Source organism: Burkholderia pseudomultivorans (assembly GCF_001718415.1).
GTDB classification, from domain to species: Bacteria; Pseudomonadota; Gammaproteobacteria; order Burkholderiales; family Burkholderiaceae; genus Burkholderia; species Burkholderia pseudomultivorans_A.
The window spans coordinates 848,812-866,822 of the sequence record NZ_CP013378.1 but is presented as its reverse complement, the minus strand read 5'-3'; the positions used below and the strand labels follow the sequence as shown (position 1 = coordinate 866,822).

Here is an 18,011-nt window from a genome sequence, read left to right as displayed (position 1 = left end):
GATCGACGGGGCGAAACAGGTAGTGACGATGGCCTGATCCATCGAATGCGTTTCAGGATTGAAACGCTTTGCCGCGCGGGGATCTGGCCCGTACGGAATGGACGATCGCGCCGTGCCGGGTCATCCGGGCCTCGCGCGCGCCGATGACCTATCGAAACCGATTCGCCGATCCCCACACGGATTTGCGCGCGGCTATGGACCGGGCATATCGAGGTCAGCGGGTTCGTCGATCGAGATCGCGCCGGTATTGCGTCAATGTGTCGATGACGAGCGCCCGGAACCAGCGGTTGCCCTGTTCCGCGTCGTAGGCGTCGTGCCAATGCAGCGTGGACTCGAAGTGGGCGATGGGCACGGGCGTCGGAAAGATCGCGAATTGACCATACTCGTTCAGTGCCTGGGCCACGCCGCGCGGCAACGTGACCATCCAGTCCGTGCGCTGCAGGATCAGCGGGATTACGGTGAAATGCGGTACGCGCAACGCGATGCTGCGATGCAGGCCGCCGGCGCGCATGGCATCGTCGATGACAACGTGGCTGTTGTCGCTCGACATCACCGCGACATGCTTCATCTCGACGAACTGCGCGGCCGAAAGCTTGCGCGACGGCAGTCCCGGACGCTTGCGCGTCATGCACGCGTACTCCTCGTTGAACAGCAGCGCGAATCGCGTGACGGGCTTGAGCGCCGGCAGGTTGCCGATCGCGAAATCGAGCTGGCCCAGCCGCATTCGCTCCTCGATGTGGCTGAGCGGCACCTGGTCCGCCGAGATCTGGATCGACGGCGCAATGGCCTGGAGTTTCTCGCAGAGCAGCGGAAGAAATGCCTGCTCGCCGATGTCCGACATGGAAATCCGGAATTCGCGCGTGCTGGTGGCCGGATCGAACTGCTCGCCGTCCTCCAGCGCCTCCCTCACCGCGACGAGCGCGCGGCCGATCAGCGGCGCGAGCCGTTGCGCCGCCGGCGTGGGCAGCATGCCTTCCGGCGTGCGCACGAACAGCGGGTCATTGAATAGCGCGCGCAGCCGCCCCAGCGCGTAGCTGACCGCGGGCTGCGACAGCCCGAGCCGGCTGCCGGCCCGCGTGAGACCGCGTTCCTCGAGAATCGTCTGGAACACGCGCAACAGATTCAGGTCGGCGTTGTTGAAATCAGTCATGTCGATGTAGACGACGAGGTCGATGCATTCGGTCGATATGGTAGCCGAGACCTTCGCCCGACGGAGCGCGCCCGCCGCGATGATCCCGGCGCGCTGCCGGCGCCTGTTGCGGTTCGCTGCCGCCCTTCATTCGTATTCACGCGTCCGGATAAACCCGTAGCGTCGCGCGCATCGGGACGGTCGATGCACGCCGCGAGATCGCGCCGGTGCGCACGCCGATCGGGCGCAATGCGCCGGCCGGCTGGCGTGTCGGCGCGCGGGCCTCCGGGCGTCCCGATCCCTGCGCGCGACTGCATCCAAAATTTGGATGATGGCCATATTAATGATGAATTGGACCGATATCTGAGCGACTCCTAGACTGGGTTCCACACGACAACCCTGCTTGAAACGGTCCCATGCACACGATGGCTGAACAGATCGACACTTCATCCGATCGACACGCGAACCGCACGCTGCCGGCGATGCTGATGGCGCGCGTTGCACGCAACGGAACGGCGCCGCTTTTTTCCGATCGCGCCACGCAGTGGACCGCGGTCGATGCGATGGCGGCCGCCGCCGGCCGGGCGGGCGCGCTTGCCGCGCACGGCATCAAGCGAGGCGACCGCGTCGCGCTGCTGTGCTCGAACCGGATCGAGTTCATCGAGACACTGCTCGGCTGCGCATGGCTCGGCGCGGTCGCGGTGCCGATCAACACCGCCTCGCGCGGCATGCAGCTGCAGCACATCCTGCGCAATTCGGGCGCGCGCCTGATCGTCGCAGAGGCCGCGCTGCTCGAGGCCGTCTACTGCCTCGACGATGCCGACCTGCCGCTGGAAGCCGCGTGGGTCATCGACGACGACGCGCCGGCGCGGCACGCGGCGCACTTCGAAGTCCGGCCGTGTCCCGCGCGCGGCGACGCGCTGGCGCCCGCGGAACTGGCGAACGGCGATCCCTTCGCCATTCTCTATACGTCCGGGACCTCCGGCCTGTCGAAGGGCGTGATCTGCCCGCATGCGCAGTTCTACTGGTGGGGCGTGCACACGGGTGGTGACCTCGAAGTGGGGCCGGGCGACGTGCTCTACACGTGCCTGCCGCTGTTTCATACGAATGCGCTGAACAGCTTCTTCCAGGCGCTCATGCACGATGCACAGCTGGTCGTCGAACGCCGCTTCTCGGCGAGCCGCTTTTTCGAGTCGCTGATCGAAACGCGCGCGACGGTCACCTTCCTGCTCGGCGCGATGGTGCCGATTCTGCTGTCGCGTGCCGAGACGGCCCGGGAGCGCGAACACGGCGTTCGCGTTGCGCTGGCGCCCGGCGTGCCTGCGCAGTTCCAGGAGGAGTTCACGCGGCGCACGGGCATCGGCCTGATCGACGGCTACGGCTCGACGGAAACCAACTCGGTGATCGGCGGCAAGCTCGGCACGAAGCGCGTCGGCTACATGGGCAAGCTGGCGGAGGGGTTCGATGCGCGGGTCGTCGATGCCGACGACAACGCGGTGCCGGACGGACAGGCGGGCGAGCTTGTGCTGCGCGCAAGCGAACCGTATGCATTTGCGAGCGGCTACTTCGCGATGCCGGAAAAGACGGTCGAAGCATGGCGCAACCTGTGGTTCCACACCGGCGATCGTGTGGTCCGCAGCCCCGACGGCTATTTCCGGTTCGTCGACCGCCTGAAGGATGCGATCCGGCGCCGCGGCGAAAACATCTCGTCGTTCGAAGTCGAGCAGGTGCTGCTCGCCCATCCGGCAATCGAGTTGGCGGCCGTGTTCGCGGTGCAGTCGAACCTCGCGGAGGACGAAGTGATGGCCGCGCTGGTGCTGCGCGAAGGCGAGGCGCTGGATCCGCTGGATCTGGTGAAGTACTGCGAGCCTCGTCTGCCGTATTTCGCCGTGCCGCGCTTCATCGATTTCGCAACGGACCTGCCGAAGACGGAGAACGGGAAGATCAAGAAGTACCAGCTCAGGGAGCAGGGCGTGACGCCGACGACGTGGGACCTCGAGCGTTCGGGCTACCGGTTGAAGCGCGCATAGCCCGGCGCCCCCGACGATGGGGGCGCCCGCATCGCCGCGGGACGGGGATGGTCGAAGGACGGAAATCGCCCGTGCCTTTTCGCGATACATCCGCGATACATCAATTGCCATTGGCATCACGATACGGAGTACGACATGGGACGTAGCATGCAACCAGCCTCCGCGAGCAGTCCGCATCCGCCGGAGATCGATATTACGAGGGAGACGAGTAGCGGCAGGTCGTCGCTGCGGCGAATCGTGCTGGCGTCCGTGGCCGGCAACGCGCTCGAATGGTACGACTTCTTCCTGTACAGCACCGCGGCCGCGCTGGTGTTCGGCGAACTGTTCTTTCCAAAGGGAACCGACCCGCTCGTCGGCACGATCGCCGCGTTCGCCGGCTTCGCGGTGGGCTTCGCCGCCCGCCCGCTCGGCGGCGTGATTTTCGGCCACATCGGCGACCGCTTCGGCAGAAAGGGCGCGCTGGTCTGGACGCTCACCATCATGGGCGCGTCGACGTTCCTGATCGGGCTGCTTCCGACCTACGCTTCCGTCGGCCTGTGGGCGCCTGCGTTGCTGCTGGCCCTGCGCGTGCTGCAGGGCATCGCGGCCGGGGGCGAATGGGGCGGCGGCGTGCTGATGATCAGCGAATCGGCGCCGGCCGACCGGCGCGGCTACTACGCATCGCTGAGCCAGATCGGCGTCGGCGGCGGCTTCGTCCTGTCGGCCGCGGTGTTCTATGCGGTCCAGATGCTGCCGAGGGACGCGTTCATCGGCTGGGGATGGCGCGTTCCGTTCCTGCTTTCCATCATCATCTTCGGCATTGGCGTGTACATCCGCTCGCACCTGCCGGAGAGTGCCGAATACGCGCGTGCCGAGGCCGCCGGCAGGAAATCCGGCATGCCGGTCGTCGAGGTGGTCCGCAAGCATCCGAGGGAAGTGCTGATCGCGATGGGGCTGCGTGTCGCGGAGAACGGCGGCTCCTATATCGTGCTGGCCTTCTCGCTCGCGTACGGCAAGTTCATCGGCGTGCCGGCGCAGGTCATGCTGGCGGGCGTGATGGTGTCCATGACCGCCGAGCTGTTCACGATGATGCTCTGGGGGCGGTTGTCCGATCGCATCGGCAGGAAGCCGGTCTATATGATCGGCGCGCTCGGGTTCGTCGTCATCGCGTTTCCGTTCTTCTGGCTGCTCGACAGCAAGGTGCCGGCGCTGATCTGGATCGCGTTCCTGCTCGGCAACGCGATCTGCCACGGCGCGATGATCGGCACGCAGCCGAGCCTGATGGGCGAGCTCTTCAGTACCGAGGTGCGGTATTCGGGGATGGCGCTCGGCCACGAGATCGCGTCGGTGTTCGCCGGCGGCCTGTCGCCGATGATCGCCACGGCGCTGCTCGCGCACTACCGCGCCGCATGGCCGGTCGCGCTGCTGCTCGTCGGTCTGTCGCTGGTCACGGTGATCACGCTGCTGTTCACGCGCGAAACCGCCGTCCGCAAAACGCGGTGATCGCCGCCCGACCATGAGCGACTCAATGAACTGGCCGAATTTCGACGACGTGCTGATCGCAGGCGCCGTGGAGGTTGCCTACCGCCGCGCGCCGGGCGAGCTGACGACGAGCGACCTGCTCGCGCAGGCTTTCGGGGATGTGATCCGGAACGCCGGCTTCTCGACCAAGGATGTCGACGGGCTCGGCGTCGCGTCGTTCACGCTGGCGCCCGATCACGCGATCGATCTCGCCTGGCGCCTCGGCATCAGCCCGCGCTGGTGCATGGACGACTGCCACGGCGGCGCGAGCGGAATCAACCTGCTGCAGCATGCGGTGCGCGCGATCCAGGGCGGCGACGCGAACCTCATCGTGCTGGTGTCCGGCGACCGGTTTGCGCCCGAGGATTTTCGGCGACTCGTCGACAACTACAACCGCACGACCGCCACGTACCTGCGACCGTTGCCCAGCGGCGGCCCGAACAGCCTGTTCGCGATGCTGACCCAACGCCACGCCGCGCATCACGGGCTCGAGCGGGCCGACTACGGCGCGATCTGCGTCGCGCAACGCGCATGGGCCGCGCAGAACCCGGGCGCCGTGTATCGCGCGCCGATGCAGATCGACGATTATCTGGCGGCGCCGCTTGTGGCCGACCCGCTCGGCCGCTTCGACTGCGTGCCGGTCGTGAGCGGCGCCAATGCGCTGATCCTCGCGCGCGCGGACCTCGTGCGGGCGCCGGTGAACGTCAAGGTGCGCGCGCTGCAAAGCCTTTACAACTTCGACCATCAGCAGGCAGACGGATGGCGGACCTCGCTGGCCGTCATCGCGGCTGATCTGTGGAAGCAGGCGGGGGCGCTGCCTCGCGAGATGGACGTGGTGTCGGTGTACGACGATTACCCGGTCATGGTGCTGGCGCAGCTGGCGGACCTCGGCTTCGCGCCGGACGGCGACCTGCGCGCGCTGATCGGGCGTATCGGCGCGCGCGAGCTGCGGGTCAACACGTCGGGCGGGCAATTGTCGGTCGGGCAGGCGGGTGCCGCGGGCGGCATGCACGGGCTGGTCGAGGCGATCGTGCAGTTGCGCGGCGATGCGGGGGAGCGGCAGGTGCCGGACGCGCGGCTGGCCGTGGTCAGCGGCTACGGCATGGTGCAATACCGCTACGGAATGTGCGCGAACGCCGTCGTGCTGGAGCGCAGCGAGCAGGGAGGGCGGCGATGAAACTCGCGGTGTTTCGGTGTGCGCAATGCGGGCAGACGTGGTTTCCGGCGCGCTATTTCTGCCCGACGTGCGGGGGCGCGACGTGGGAGAACGTCGAGGTCGAGCGCGGGACGGTCTGCGAGTCGACCGTATTGCGGCATCGCGTGGCGGGCAGCGAGGATGTGGCCGTGAACATCGCCAGCATCAGAACCGATCGAGGGCCGGTGGTCATTGCCGCGATGCCGTACGCGCCGGCGGACGGCGACGCCGTGTCGCTGGCCATCGACGAGAACGCGCGGATTACGGCATGGGCGGACGAGACGGGGGATTCCGATGAACATTGACGGATGCATTGCGATCGTGACCGGCGCGAATCGCGGGGTCGGCGCGGCCTTTGTGGAAGGCCTGCTTGCCGCCGGCGCCAGGAAAATCTATGCGGCCTCGCGCGATCCGGATGCAATCGTGCGACGCGATTCGCGTGTCGTGCCGGTCGAGCTGGACGTCACGAACGCGCAGCAGATCCGGCGTGCCGCGGCGAACGCGCCGGACGTGACGCTGCTGGTCAACAACGCAGGCGTCAACCGGATGGCATCATGCCTGTCGACCGTCGATCCCGACGCCGCGACACGCGAGATGGAGGTCAACTACTTCGGCACGCTGAACATGATCCGCGCGTTTGCACCCGCGTTGCGCGAGAACGGCGGCGCGATCGTCAATATGCTGTCGATCCTCGCGCGGATCGCGTTGCCGTCGATGGGCTCGCTCTGCGCGTCGAAGGCTGCCGCGTTGCGGATGACCGAAAGCGTGCGCGCGGAACTTGCGAAAGACGGCGTGAGCGTGCTCGCGATCATGCCCGGTGCGATCGACACCGACATGAGCCGCGATTTTCCAGGGCCGAAGATTCCGGCGCCTGACGTCGTGAGCGCGACGCTCGACGCGCTCGCGGCCGGTATCGACGAACTGTATGTGGGAGACATGGCAAAGGCGATCGCTGCGGAACTCGCGAGCGATCGCATCGCGGTGCAACGACGTGTTGCGTCGGCCTGACGCGACCGGCGCATTTATTTCGAACCAACGGAGCAGATCGTGAGCGGCAACTATATCGACGTGAAATCCACCGACGGACGCAGCTTCTCGGCCTATCTTGCGGTCCCGCCGCAAGGATCCGGGCCGGGGCTCGTGCTTCTGCAGGAAATATTCGGCGTCAACGGCTACATGAAATCGATGGCCGATCGCTTCGCCGAAGAAGGCTATGTCGTGCTGGTTCCCGATCTGTTCTGGCGGATCAAGCCGGGCGTCGTGCTCGCGTATGACGGCGACGATCTGGCCACCGCGCTGGCATACAACGAGCAGCTCGATCTCGACCTCGCCGTAGCGGACATCGCGGCGACGCTCGACGCGCTTCGCGCGGTGCCGCAGCACGCCGGGACGGTGGGCGCGGTCGGTTACTGCCTCGGCGGCAAGCTGGCGATGCTGGCCGCTGCGAAGACCGGGCTCGATTGCGCCGTGAGCTACTACGGCGTCGGGCTGGATGCCTACCTCGACCGCGTTCCGGCGATCGCCTGCCCGATGGTCTTTCATTTCGCGGGCGATGATGCGCTTTGCCCGCCCGCGACGCGGGAAAGGATCCAGGCCGCGCTGTCCGCGAACACGTCGATCGAGCAATACGTGTATCCGGGTTGCGACCATGCGTTCGCGACGCCCGAGCGCGCGTCATTCGACAAGCCGGCCGCGATGATGGCGTATTCGCGCACGCTAGCGCTGCTTCGCAAGGTGCTCGGGCCCGTCCACGACCTGAACAGCCTGTGGGAACGCCACTGTTACTACGAGTTTGCCACGCGCGACGTGGATGCAATCATGCCCACGATGGTCGCGCAGCCGTACGTGAACCACGTGCCGACCATGACCGGCGGTGTCGGGCACGATCAACTCAAGCGCTTCTACCGCTATCACTTCGTGGACGCCAATCCGGAGGACACGCGCCTGATTCCTGTGTCGCGCACGATCGGGGCCGATCGCATCGTCGACGAATTCATCTTCTGCGCGACGCACACCTGCGCAATCGACTGGCTGGTGCCCGGCTTGCCGCCAACCGGGCGGTACTTCGAGATACCGATGCTGGCCGTCGTCTGCTTTCGCGGCGACAAGCTGTACAACGAGCACATCTACTGGGACCAGGCTTCCGTTCTGGTTCAGCTCGGTGTGCTCGATCCGGCAGGGCTGCCGATCGCGGGCATCGCCACCGCGAAGAAGATGTTCGACGAGACACTGCCGAGCAATGAACTGATGCGCAATTGGGCGTCGAGCGAAGGCAAGCCCATCTAACGCGGCGGCGCCCTTGGCCGGCAGGGCGCCTCGCCCGGTCCCTCTGAACGCACAAGTCGGAGACGGAACCGCTGTAACGCCCGAAGCAGGCGACGATCGCTGCAGCGTCGCCCTTGCATTGCGGCCATTTTCCCGCGCAGCAGATTTTTAAGAAGTAGCGTCGCTATAGATAAAGGAGATCGTCGTGAGAAAATGGCTTCCGGCATTATTATTAGGAATACTGTCGATATCGCATTTCGCACGTGCCCAAAGCAGCGTGACCTTGTACGGCATCATCGACGACGGTCTGACCTGGTCGAGCAACCAGGGCGGCCACAGCGCCTGGCAGATGCAGGGGAGCATTTCGCAAGGCAACCGTTGGGGCCTGAAAGGAGTGGAAGACCTGGGAGGCGGCTGGTCCGCGGTGTTCAGGCTGGAGAACGGTTTCAACGTCAACACCGGAGCGCTAAGCCAAGGCGGGCGATTGTTCGGCCGGCAGGCATACGTAGGTCTCGGAAATTCGCGTTACGGTACGGTGACCATGGGGCGACAAGGCGAAGCCGTTGGCGATTACATCGGCACACTTTCGGCGAACGGCATGCTGCCGGGCGGCATTCTGTTTCCGCATCCCGGCGATCTCGATAACAACGGCATTGACTTCCGTCTGAACAACGCCGTCAAGTACACGACGCCGACCATTGCCGGACTGACGGGCATGGCGATGTACAGCTTCGGGGGCGTCGCGGGCGATTTTGGCCGCACAAGTGCGAAGTCGTTTGCCCTGCAGTACGCCTACGGAGGGCTCCGGCTGGTTGGCGTCTACACCTCGATCGACCATCCGGCCCAGGCCGTCCCTGAAGGTCTCTGGACTGCGTCCAACACGGTCGACGGCAACTATGGCCTCGCGGCGGCCAGCTATAAGGTAATGGGCGTCGGTGCGACCTACACGTTCGGGCGGGCGACGATCAGCGCGGACTGGACGCATACGCGATTCGGCGATCTCGATCCGAAGCTCGGTGCGAAGATCGGCGGTCACGCCACGTTCGATATTGGCGAGATCGTCGGTGTTTACAGGCTCACGCCGAGCCTGCAGTTGGGTGTCGCGTACAGCTACACGGCGGGGAGCGTGTCGCAGACTGGCTACGCACCGGGCTATCACGAAGGCGACGCAAGCGTCGATTACCTGCTTTCCGTCCGTACCGACGTCTATGCGAGCGCGACGTACATGCATGCGGTACGCGGCGCCGTGGCGAATCTCGGGCCGGTGCTCGCGGCGTCCAGTTCACCCAATCAGACGGCGTTGCGTATAGGTATACGTCACAGGTTTTGAGTTCGCACGGGACGCGGCGAGGTCGCATCGTCCTCGTGAAGGTAGCAACCGGCTTCGACGTTGTTCCCGTCGAGATCGATCAAGAACGCGCAATAGAAGGGCTGTCGCCTGATGCCGGGGCTGCCGTTGTTGGAGTTGACCCTGTAATCCCGGACACGGCATCACACTAAGGTTGCTGAATCCATCGAGCGCCGGAACTCGCGAGGCGAGCGGTATTTCAGCGCGCTATGGGGATGCTTCTCGTTGTAATGCTCGAACGCGATGGCCAAGTTGCGTGCGGCAGTCGCTGCGTCCGGCTTCGGCATGAAGGCGACGTAGTCGCGTTTCATCGTCTTCACGAAGCTCTCTGCCATCCCATTACTTTGTGGGCTGCACACCGGTGTGGTCAATGGCTTCAGGCCGATGGCCACTGCGAACCGGCGCGTGTCGTCGGCCGTGTAGCCCGAACCGTTGTCACTCAGCCACTCGATTTCGGACGGGGTATGCAGCTCGTTGCCAAACCGATTTTCCACTGCGGCCAGCATGACGTCGCGCACGATGTCGCCGCTGTGACCTGCCGTCGTAGCCGCCCAGCTCATCGCTTCGCGGTCGCAGCAGTCAAGCGCGAATGTCACTCGAAGCGGCTCGCCGTTGTCGCAGCGGAACTCGAAGCCGTCCGAGCACCATCGCTGATTGCTGCGGGCTACGGCCACCTTGCCATCGTGCCGACGTTGCGGCCGAGGCGGTGCTGGACGCCGTTGCATCAGCAGACCGTGAGTGCGCATGATGCGATAGATGCGCTTCGCATTGAACGGCACCTGTCCGGCAGCAATGCGTTCATTGCGCAGCGAGCCCCACACCCGGCGATAGCCATAGCTGGGCAAATCGCCGACGACTCGGCGGATTTCCTCGACCACGCTCGCATCGTCCGTCTGCCGCGATTGACGGCCATCGCGCCACGTCGCCGGACGCGACAGTCGTGCCGATACGTTCGAGCGCGACACGCCGAGAACTTCACAAACCAGTTTCACTGGTCGTCCTCCGGCAGCGAGGGCGAGTGCGCTATCCATTTTTTTGCTCGGCCATACTCGACTGCTTCGCGGAGAATCTCGTTCTCCATGGTCTTCTTGCCGAGCATCCGTTGCAGCTCGCGAATCTGCTTGAGCGCGTCGGCCAGCTCTGAGGCCGGAACCACTTCCTCGCCAGCCTTGACCGCTGACAGGCTCCCATCCTGGTACAGCTTGCGCCAGTGGAACAGCTGGTTCGGGTTCACGCCGTGCTGCCGCGCGACCATCGAAACCGACTTCCCTGGTTCGAAACTCTCGCGAACCATCGCCAGCTTTTGCTCCGCCGTCCAGCGCCGCCGGCGCTCCGGGCCCGTCAACACTTCCATCACTTCCTGCCTGGTGTTAGTCAAAAACACAGTCTTATGCCTACCCGTTATTGTAAGTGGGTGACTGTGTCCGGCGTTTCAGGGGGCTGCTCCACACAGAAAGAAACCCGACTCGATCGATGGGTCAAATATGCACAGATTTTCGCATTTGTGACCGGTCCAATCGCGGTTGCTGTAGTCGGTTGGTTAGCGCAGCAGTCCGTCGCGGAATCCGGTATCAAACGCGACTATGTTCAGATGGCGGCTCAAATCCTGCGCGAGCCACGAAAGCCTGACGATGTTGCGGCCAGGAAGTGGGCGGCAGAACTGATCAATAAATATTCGCCTGTGAGCTTTTCTGATGAAGCCGCAAGCCAGCTAAGCCAATCTTCCGTGGCGATGCTGCATAGTAACCCACTGCTCAAGCCGGCGATGGAAGAGGATCTTCCACCGTGTCCGAAGATCGCCTTGGCTGATATTCCTGCTGAGAAGGTTCAATCCGTTGCCGCGCTAGAGAGGCTGTGTATGCGTAATGCATACGATCGTTTTTGGTTGAAGGTGTTCATCAACCTGATCGGTGGCTCCAACCACGATTCTGATGGACGGAAGGAGATCGCTGGTAACGGCAGCAAGCCACATTAATCAAGGATCGGGTTCGAGGACGTAACGAAACGTACTGCCGACCTTCCGAAAGGTGAGGGGCTCGGGCAATCCACCGACGTAGAATCCGCTGGTGCCGGCGAGGCACATCGGTGTTCGTCGCTGTGTCCCGTACGGCGTACTCGACAACCAGTATTGCAGCCAGGATTTGACGGGCGGCGGGGCCAACGAGACGGAGACGCTTCAGCGGTAGCTTGTCCGCGCGGATTGTGGATCGAATTTAAATATCAAGGAACGCTGTCTACGCAGCTGGTTCGCTGCACAATACAGACTCTACTTTCCAGTTGAGCGAAGGGGGCGGACATGCAAATCAAGACTTCGCTGGCGATTGCCATCGTGGCGGTATCCGTCGCGTCGTTGTCATTGGCTGAAAATCTTCCGCTGACGCTGAGTACGGTCAAGCGCGATCCAGTCGCAAGCAAGGCATTTGAGGCGATGAAAAAGGATCATGCGTTGCCGTCGTGGGTCGAGCGTGGCGGTACCGAAACGCGGGGGAATTCTGTCTCGTTCGATGGACGACAAATGATCGTCATGACGGCATGCAAGCCGCATGAATGTGGTTCTGAACGCTTCGCTATCCTGTACGATCCGCAAAGGAACGTGATGTATGGCCTGTTGCTGGTTGTCGATCCGAAACGAAGAGATACCGAACGCCTGACGTGGATGAATCTTCGCGATGGCGGCGAATCTATCGACGGGCGGGCAATCTTGTATGCGGCCCTGACGGGCAGCGTCGCCAACCACCCCGACGCGTTCAATTTTAAGTGATGGAGTTGCCCTAAAGCTGCTGCGTTATTGCGAGTCGGGCGGTGCGGCATGTGATGACATGACACCACCGTTGCGCGATCTGTTCGCACGAGACCTCGCGCCCGCCATCATACGATGGGTATGCCGGCGGCCACATCTGCAGCGCCGGCGAATTGTCGTTAAACGAATAGCTATAGGTCGTGACGGCCTCAAGGGTTAAGAGCCGTATACTTTAGTTTACATAATCATAGTTATCGTCGGATTGGATGTTAGAGCTTTTTAGATGGAATGGTCGCCTCCCGCCTTAACGGGCCGTCCGGCGCCGCAATCTCGCGTCCAGAGCATGCGACATTGCTGGTTCGGCAGCCCAGCCGCCAAGGAGAACCAAATGGAACCCACGACCATTGCCATCGATCTGGCCAAGCGCGTTTTCCAGATTCATTATGTCGAGCCTGAAACCGGCGCGATTCACAGCAAGGTACTCAAACGTGCCCAGCTCGCGCCGTTCTTCGCCAACCGGCCGGCGAGCCGCGTCGTTATGGAGGCCTGTGGCAGCGCTCATCATTGGGCCCGGGTACTGGCACGGCTTGGCCACGACGTGCGGCTCATCGCAGCTCAGTTCGTGCGGCCGTTCGTGAAGTCTAACAAGAATGATGCGGCTGACGCCGCGGCGATCTGGGAAGCTGCCCAGCGTCCCGGCATGCGGTTCGTGGCCGTTAAGACCGAAGACCAGCAGGCCATGCTGGCGATGCACCGGATACGCCAGCAATTGGTCCGGATTCGCGTCATGCAGGTCAACCAACTTCGCGGATTGCTCTACGAGTTCGGCGTCGTGTTGCCTCAAGGCCGTCGTGCATCGATCGAAGCCGCCAAAGCCGCGCTGGCGTCACTGGCCGACGAGTTGCCGGCCATGCTGCTAGACAGCCTGCAGGATCAGCTTTCGCGACTCTGTGCGCTCGATGAGCAGATTGCTCGGATCGAGCAACGCATTCTCAGTTGGCGGCGCAACGATGATGCATGCCTGCGCATCTCGGAGATTCCGGGCGTGGGCGTACTCACGGCAACTGCCGCGGTTTCGGTCATTGGACAGGCAAGAACGTTTCGCTCGGGGCGGGAGTTTGCCGCCTATCTCGGTCTCGTGCCGCGGCAGAACGGTTCGGGAGGCAAGATCAAGCTCGGTGGGATCAGCAAACGCGGTGACGTTTATCTGCGGACGCTGCTGATCCACGGCGCGCGATCGGTCATCTCGAGCTCAAAGCACTTGCCGGAGCGTTTGCGCCAGATGCTGTCCCGACGACCAACGAACGTCGTTGCTGTTGCACTCGCAAACAAGATGGCGCGAACAATCTGGGCGCTGCTGGCGCATGGCCGAACGTATGAGGCAGCACCGTCGCAGTAGTCAAGCTTCAATCCCTTTATCCCATCCACGGTTGCACAGGTGATGCTGAAAGATGGCAAGACAGGTTGGACCGCGCAAGGGCAAGCCTGAGACATTTCTCGGACCTCGAGTCCGCTATTTAGATTAGGAACCTTGCGGCGAAATCCATCGGGGCCGGCAGGCACGTCCTGCGATCGAGTCCGGATATAAGTCCGCAACCACCCTCCTCGCCACGATCAAAATTGCCTTGCAAATGGGAGGCGACCATATAAGTAATGTCCGGTTTGAGCTCGTTAGAAATGTCTGATCCCGGCTCCTGAGCCCGTGCCATGCTACGTGCTGGCATCCCCGGGAGCCCACCATGAACGGACGTGAACTAGTCACGGCAAGCATTCAAGATCGACTCTCCGCGTCCCCGGCAACCAGCTCGTTCAACACCCGCGCATCCGCTTGCCGCTCCAGCGACAGGCACGTCTCGCTCAACATATCGATCTGCGCACGACCGAGCGCCATGCCTGCCAGCGCACGATACTTCGTCAACAACGCCGCATCCGACAGCGGATTCCGCGGATCGCCGAGTGCGATCGGCACGTGACGCGATTCGCGCCGACCATCCGCGCGATACAGAATCACGGTCGGCTCGTCGAGATCGCCGAGCGCCGGATCGATCTCGATCGTAATGCGCTCAAGCAGCGCAGTGACGCGCGAATCCGTACGCCTGTCATCGCGATAAGCACCAATCCCCGTGTCGCCGAACGCAAGGGCCGCCGCAACCGCGTACGGCAGGCTCATCTGCGCCGACGACAGCGTCGACAGGTCGCAGCCGCCGCACATCCGGGCAACGAACGCGCTCGTCCGCACGACCACCCGTTCGATCTCGCCGGCCTCGAACGTGCAACCGTCCGCAAGCTGCAGTGCCGCGTCGACTGCCGCGTGCGCGCTGCGGCACGACGCATGCGGCTTGATCGAGCAGCGCATCAGTTTCCAGTGCGCGCCCAGGTCGTCGATCAATGCGTCGGGCGCCTGCGATTGCGCGGCGAACGCGTTGAAGAAACCACCCCACACGTCGTCGAACACCCTGGCAGGGCCGCTCACGCCTTCGCGCGCCAGCAGCGCCGCGAGCACGCCCCCTTCCGCAGCCCGGCCGGCATGCAGCCGCTTCGTCTGCGATCCGTCGTGGATGAAAGCCCACAAGCCGCTGGAGAAACTTGCCGCATGGCCGAGCGCGTCGCGCGTGCGCGCGGCGCCGAGGCCGAGCACCCGTGCACTCGCCGCTGCTGCGCCGAACACGCCGCAACTGAGCGTCGAATGCCAGCCCGCCCCGTTATGGGCTGAGTAGCCGCCGGACGCTTCGAGCACACGTCGTCCGACTTCGTAGCCGAGCACGATCGCCGTTACGCATTCCCGGCCGGACACGGGGCGGCCCGCGCACGACAGCGCGGCAAGCACGGCCGGCAGCACGACGGCGCCCGAATGATCGCAGCCGCCGGAATCGTCGAGTTCGAGCGCGTGCGCGGCGATCCCGTTGACGAATGCCGCATCGCGCGCGCCCGCAGTCCGGCGCGTACCCCATAGCGTCGCCCCACCCTGCCCGACGGGGGCGGTCAACGCGCGCATGCTGTGCGTCTCGACGGCCGACGTACCCGCCAGCGCCGCGCCGAACGTGTCGAGCACATGACGCTTCGCCTTCGCGACGACTTCGTCCGGCAATGCGTCCGCGTCCATCTGCGCGACGAACGTCGCAAGGCGCGTGGCGCGCGTTTCCGTCACCGCGTTCATCGACCGCACGCCTCCGCTACGCACTGCGCGAACACGTCGACCGGATGGCCCGGCGGATTGACCGGCATCCGGGCACGCCACCAGCGCGCGATCTCGCGCCCGGTCGCAAACCAGACGTCGCCCGTATCGCGCAAATGCGCAAGCAACTCGCGCAGCAGATCAATTCGCCCGGCCGTGCCGATGATCTCGGGATGCAGGCGCATCACGCAGCACAGCCCGAAACGTCGGAACCCGTCGACGTCGCGCCGCCAGTTGTCGAGCACGTCGCGGTACGCTGCGATGCGCGGCTGGCCGGTCGGCACGGGCGGCGACAGATTGAACTCGAAGTACGGTTCGTCCTCAAGTTCGTAGTGCAGCGGCAGTTCGACGAGACACACTCGGTCCGCGCCGCCGTCACAGTTGCCACGCGGATGAACGTATGGCAGATCGTCGCCGCGCCACGACGACGACCACGTGAAGCCTTCCGCAACCAGAAAATCCGCGAAGCCGTCGGCCCAGTTGCCGGTGAACGACCGAAAGCCCTCCACGTCGCAGCCAAGCGCGTTCGCGAGCGCAGCGTGCCCGGCGCGGCATGCCTCGACCTGCGCGGCCAGCGGCAGCGTGTCGAAATCCTCGCAGCGGTAGCCGCTCACACCAAGCTCATGGCCTGCCGCGGCGATCTCACGCACGACTGGCGTGTGCGTTTCGGCGACGACGCCCGGCACGAACCAGCTCGCCGGCACGCCGAATGCCTCGAATGCATCGAGCAGCCGGTCGACGCCGCGCGTCGCGCCGTAACGCCATACCGACAGCGACTTCTCGCGGCCGACAATGCGCGGCTCGCGCGTCTGGATGCCGTGCACGTCGTTGAAGTCGACCGTGATCGCGACCGCGCATCGCGCGCCGCGCGGCCATGGAGGCTGTGTCGTCACCGATCGCTCCGTGGTATGGGTTGTGCGTCTCGCGCGTGCTGCGCGAGCCACCAGTCGGCTACTTGATGGCAGCGCGCGAACCAGACGCCGTCCTGCGCACGCATGTGGCCGAGCCATGCTTCGAGCAGCGCGATGCGGCCCGGCTTGCCGCACACTTTCGGATGCAGTAGCGTCGTCAGGCACAGTCCTTCGCGGTACACGCCGTCGAACTCGCGCGTCCAGTTGTCGAGCGTTGCGGCATAACCCGCGATCCGGTCGAGCCCGGCCGGATAGTCGGGATTGCGGTGGTACGCGAGCGATGCGTAATCGTCGGTCTCCCAGCGGCCGGGAATCTCGACCAGCGGCGGTTCACCGTTCTCGCTGTGCAGCAGGTACGGCCGGTCGTCTCCGCGCATCGAGCTCGAATAGCGCACGCCGGCTTCGCGCAGCACGTCCACGGTCGCCGCGCTCCAGTCGCCGGACGGCGTGCGGAACCCGACCGGCCGCACGCCGAGCGTGCGCGCGAGGATCTCGGCCGACTGCGCCATGATCTCGCGCTGCCGCGCAGGCTCGAGCGTCCAAAACGCTTCGTGACGGTAGCCGTGATAGCCGATCTCGTGGCCGCGCTCGACGATCGCCGCGCATTGCGCGGGCCACGTCTGCGCGACCCACGCCGGCACGAAGAACGTTGCGGGCACATCGAAAGTCGCGAGCATGTCGAGCAGTCGCCCGAGCGCGCGCCACGGCCCATAGCTGCCGAGCGTGAAATACGCGGGCTTGCGCCAGATCGACCCGTTCAGCATCGCGTCGCCGGTCGGGCCGTCGAGATCGAACGCGAGTGCGACACATGCGCGCTGCGCGTCCGGCCAGCGGGGAGCGAGCTCGGCCATCGCGCGCTCAGTGCGTGCCGTTGATCATCGCCTTCGCCACTGCGTGCTCCTGCAGCCCCCACTTCGCGAGCAGCTTGTGATACGAGCCGTCCGCGATCAGCTGGTTGAGCGCCGTGGTCAGCGCGCTGCTCAGCGCGGTGTTGTTTTTCGCCACGCCGATGCCCGTGTACTGCGCCAGGAACGGCTTGCCGACCGGCGCATACGCGTTCTGCTCGAGGCTGTTCTGGTATGGCAGCGTCTCGCCGCCCTGCACGGCCGCATCGATGCGGTTCTGGCGCAGCTGCATGCGCGCGTCGGCGGAGCCGTCGGTGCCGATCACGACGATCGCCGGCTTGCCGTCCTTCACGCAGTTCTCCGCGCTCCACGCGGTCGTGTTGTCCGGGAACGACGTGCGTCGGCTCGACCCGACCCGCTTGCCGCACAGCGCGTTCATCTGCGGGAACTCGGCGGCGCGCGTCTTCAGCGTGTAGAACTGCGGGCCCGTCTCGATGTAGTCGACGAACGTCACCGCGTCGCGGCGTGTCGGCAGGTCGGTCATGCCCGACAGGATCATGTCGACGCGTTGCGTTGCAACCGCGCTCATCATCTGGTCGAAGCTCGTCTCGACCCAGTTCAGCTTCGCGCCCATCTTCGCGGCGAGCGCTTCGCCGAGATCGACGTCGAAACCCGCCAGCTTGTCGGTCGCCGGGTCCTTGTATTCGAACGGCGGGTAGTTCGGCACGATCGCGACATTCAGCGTGCGCTTCGCGGCGGCCGGCGCGGATTGCGCAATCGAGAACGAGGCGTGCAGTGCGGCGGCGCCGAACACGGCAGCACTCAGGATGCGGATCAGGAAGGTTGCTTTCATGGGAGCGTGGCCTTGTCGTG

At 64.6% G+C, this 18,011-nt stretch carries 16 protein-coding genes; 10 read left to right on the top strand and 6 right to left on the bottom strand.

Annotated features, from left to right (window positions below):
- Window positions 1-214: 214 nt before the first annotated feature.
- Window positions 215-1,150: a LysR family transcriptional regulator gene (locus WS57_RS16545; protein ID WP_009690579.1), complete on the bottom strand. Its 936-nt coding sequence runs from the start codon at window positions 1,148-1,150 to the stop codon at window positions 215-217.
- Window positions 1,151-1,545: 395 nt separating this feature from the next.
- On the opposite strand from WS57_RS16545, the gene WS57_RS16540 reads away from it, so the two are divergent.
- From WS57_RS16540 to WS57_RS16510, 7 genes are all read left to right on the top strand, one after another.
- Entirely contained in the window at window positions 1,546-3,159 is a 1,614-nt protein-coding gene (locus WS57_RS16540; protein ID WP_009690577.1) for an ATP-dependent acyl-CoA ligase, read from the top strand.
- Window positions 3,160-3,294: 135 nt separating this feature from the next.
- On the top strand, window positions 3,295-4,641 hold the full coding sequence (locus WS57_RS16535) for an MFS transporter (protein WP_059602439.1): 1,347 nt from the start codon (window positions 3,295-3,297) through the stop codon (window positions 4,639-4,641).
- Window positions 4,642-4,666: 25 nt separating this feature from the next.
- Entirely contained in the window at window positions 4,667-5,836 is a 1,170-nt protein-coding gene (locus WS57_RS16530) for a thiolase family protein (RefSeq protein ID WP_009690574.1), read from the top strand.
- Window positions 5,833-6,159 carry a Zn-ribbon domain-containing OB-fold protein gene (locus WS57_RS16525; protein WP_009690573.1) on the top strand — a complete coding sequence of 109 codons (327 nt, stop codon included), beginning with the start codon at window positions 5,833-5,835 and terminating at the stop codon, window positions 6,157-6,159. The genes WS57_RS16530 and WS57_RS16525 overlap by 4 nt, the downstream gene beginning before the upstream one ends.
- Window positions 6,149-6,862, top strand: coding sequence for an SDR family oxidoreductase (locus WS57_RS16520; RefSeq protein WP_009690572.1), 714 nt, complete (start codon window positions 6,149-6,151; stop codon window positions 6,860-6,862). The genes WS57_RS16525 and WS57_RS16520 overlap by 11 nt, the downstream gene beginning before the upstream one ends.
- Window positions 6,863-6,901: 39 nt before the next feature.
- Window positions 6,902-8,140 carry a dienelactone hydrolase family protein gene (locus WS57_RS16515; RefSeq protein WP_069244555.1) on the top strand — a complete coding sequence of 413 codons (1,239 nt, stop codon included), beginning with the start codon at window positions 6,902-6,904 and terminating at the stop codon, window positions 8,138-8,140.
- Between the two features lie 184 nt (window positions 8,141-8,324).
- Window positions 8,325-9,449 carry a porin gene (locus WS57_RS16510; RefSeq protein WP_236871940.1) on the top strand — a complete coding sequence of 375 codons (1,125 nt, stop codon included), beginning with the start codon at window positions 8,325-8,327 and terminating at the stop codon, window positions 9,447-9,449.
- Window positions 9,450-9,610: 161 nt separating this feature from the next.
- Here the strand turns inward: WS57_RS16510 and WS57_RS16505 are convergent.
- Window positions 9,611-10,821 (bottom strand): IS3 family transposase gene (locus WS57_RS16505; protein WP_155774291.1). Its coding sequence is split into 2 segments (ribosomal slippage): window positions 9,611-10,506 and window positions 10,506-10,821, totalling 1,212 coding nucleotides; the frame shifts between segments, so codons are not numbered across the junction.
- Between the two features lie 60 nt (window positions 10,822-10,881).
- On the opposite strand from WS57_RS16505, the gene WS57_RS37115 reads away from it, so the two are divergent.
- The 3 genes from WS57_RS37115 to WS57_RS16490 all read left to right on the top strand — a co-directional run bounded on the left by WS57_RS37115 (window position 10,882) and on the right by WS57_RS16490 (window position 13,606).
- The gene (locus tag WS57_RS37115) at window positions 10,882-11,442 is read left to right on the top strand and encodes a hypothetical protein (protein WP_155774318.1); all 561 of its coding nucleotides are present in this window, start codon (window positions 10,882-10,884) and stop codon (window positions 11,440-11,442) included.
- 321 nt (window positions 11,443-11,763) lie between these two features.
- Window positions 11,764-12,228 (top strand): Ivy family c-type lysozyme inhibitor, encoded by a 465-nt coding sequence (locus WS57_RS16495; RefSeq protein ID WP_009687183.1) that lies wholly within the window; start codon window positions 11,764-11,766, stop codon window positions 12,226-12,228.
- 367 nt (window positions 12,229-12,595) lie between these two features.
- Complete coding sequence (locus WS57_RS16490; protein WP_069244554.1) at window positions 12,596-13,606, top strand: IS110 family transposase; 1,011 nt, start codon at window positions 12,596-12,598, stop codon at window positions 13,604-13,606.
- Between the two features lie 372 nt (window positions 13,607-13,978).
- Here WS57_RS16490 and WS57_RS16485 read toward each other — a convergent pair whose 3' ends face one another.
- Genes WS57_RS16485 through WS57_RS16470 form a run of 4 tightly spaced genes read right to left on the bottom strand, consistent with a single transcriptional unit; the run spans window position 13,979 to window position 17,991 of the window.
- Complete coding sequence (locus WS57_RS16485; RefSeq protein ID WP_059516806.1) at window positions 13,979-15,364, bottom strand: MmgE/PrpD family protein; 1,386 nt, start codon at window positions 15,362-15,364, stop codon at window positions 13,979-13,981.
- Window positions 15,361-16,275 carry a polysaccharide deacetylase family protein gene (locus tag WS57_RS16480; RefSeq protein ID WP_069244553.1) on the bottom strand — a complete coding sequence of 305 codons (915 nt, stop codon included), beginning with the start codon at window positions 16,273-16,275 and terminating at the stop codon, window positions 15,361-15,363. Before WS57_RS16480 ends, WS57_RS16485 begins: the two co-directional genes overlap by 4 nt.
- A complete protein-coding gene (locus WS57_RS16475; RefSeq protein WP_069244552.1) occupies window positions 16,272-17,144 on the bottom strand; it encodes a polysaccharide deacetylase family protein in 873 nt (290 codons plus the stop codon). Before WS57_RS16475 ends, WS57_RS16480 begins: the two co-directional genes overlap by 4 nt.
- Before the next feature lie 7 nt (window positions 17,145-17,151).
- A complete protein-coding gene (locus WS57_RS16470; RefSeq protein WP_069244551.1) occupies window positions 17,152-17,991 on the bottom strand; it encodes an ABC transporter substrate-binding protein in 840 nt (279 codons plus the stop codon).
- Window positions 17,992-18,011: the final 20 nt, after the last annotated feature.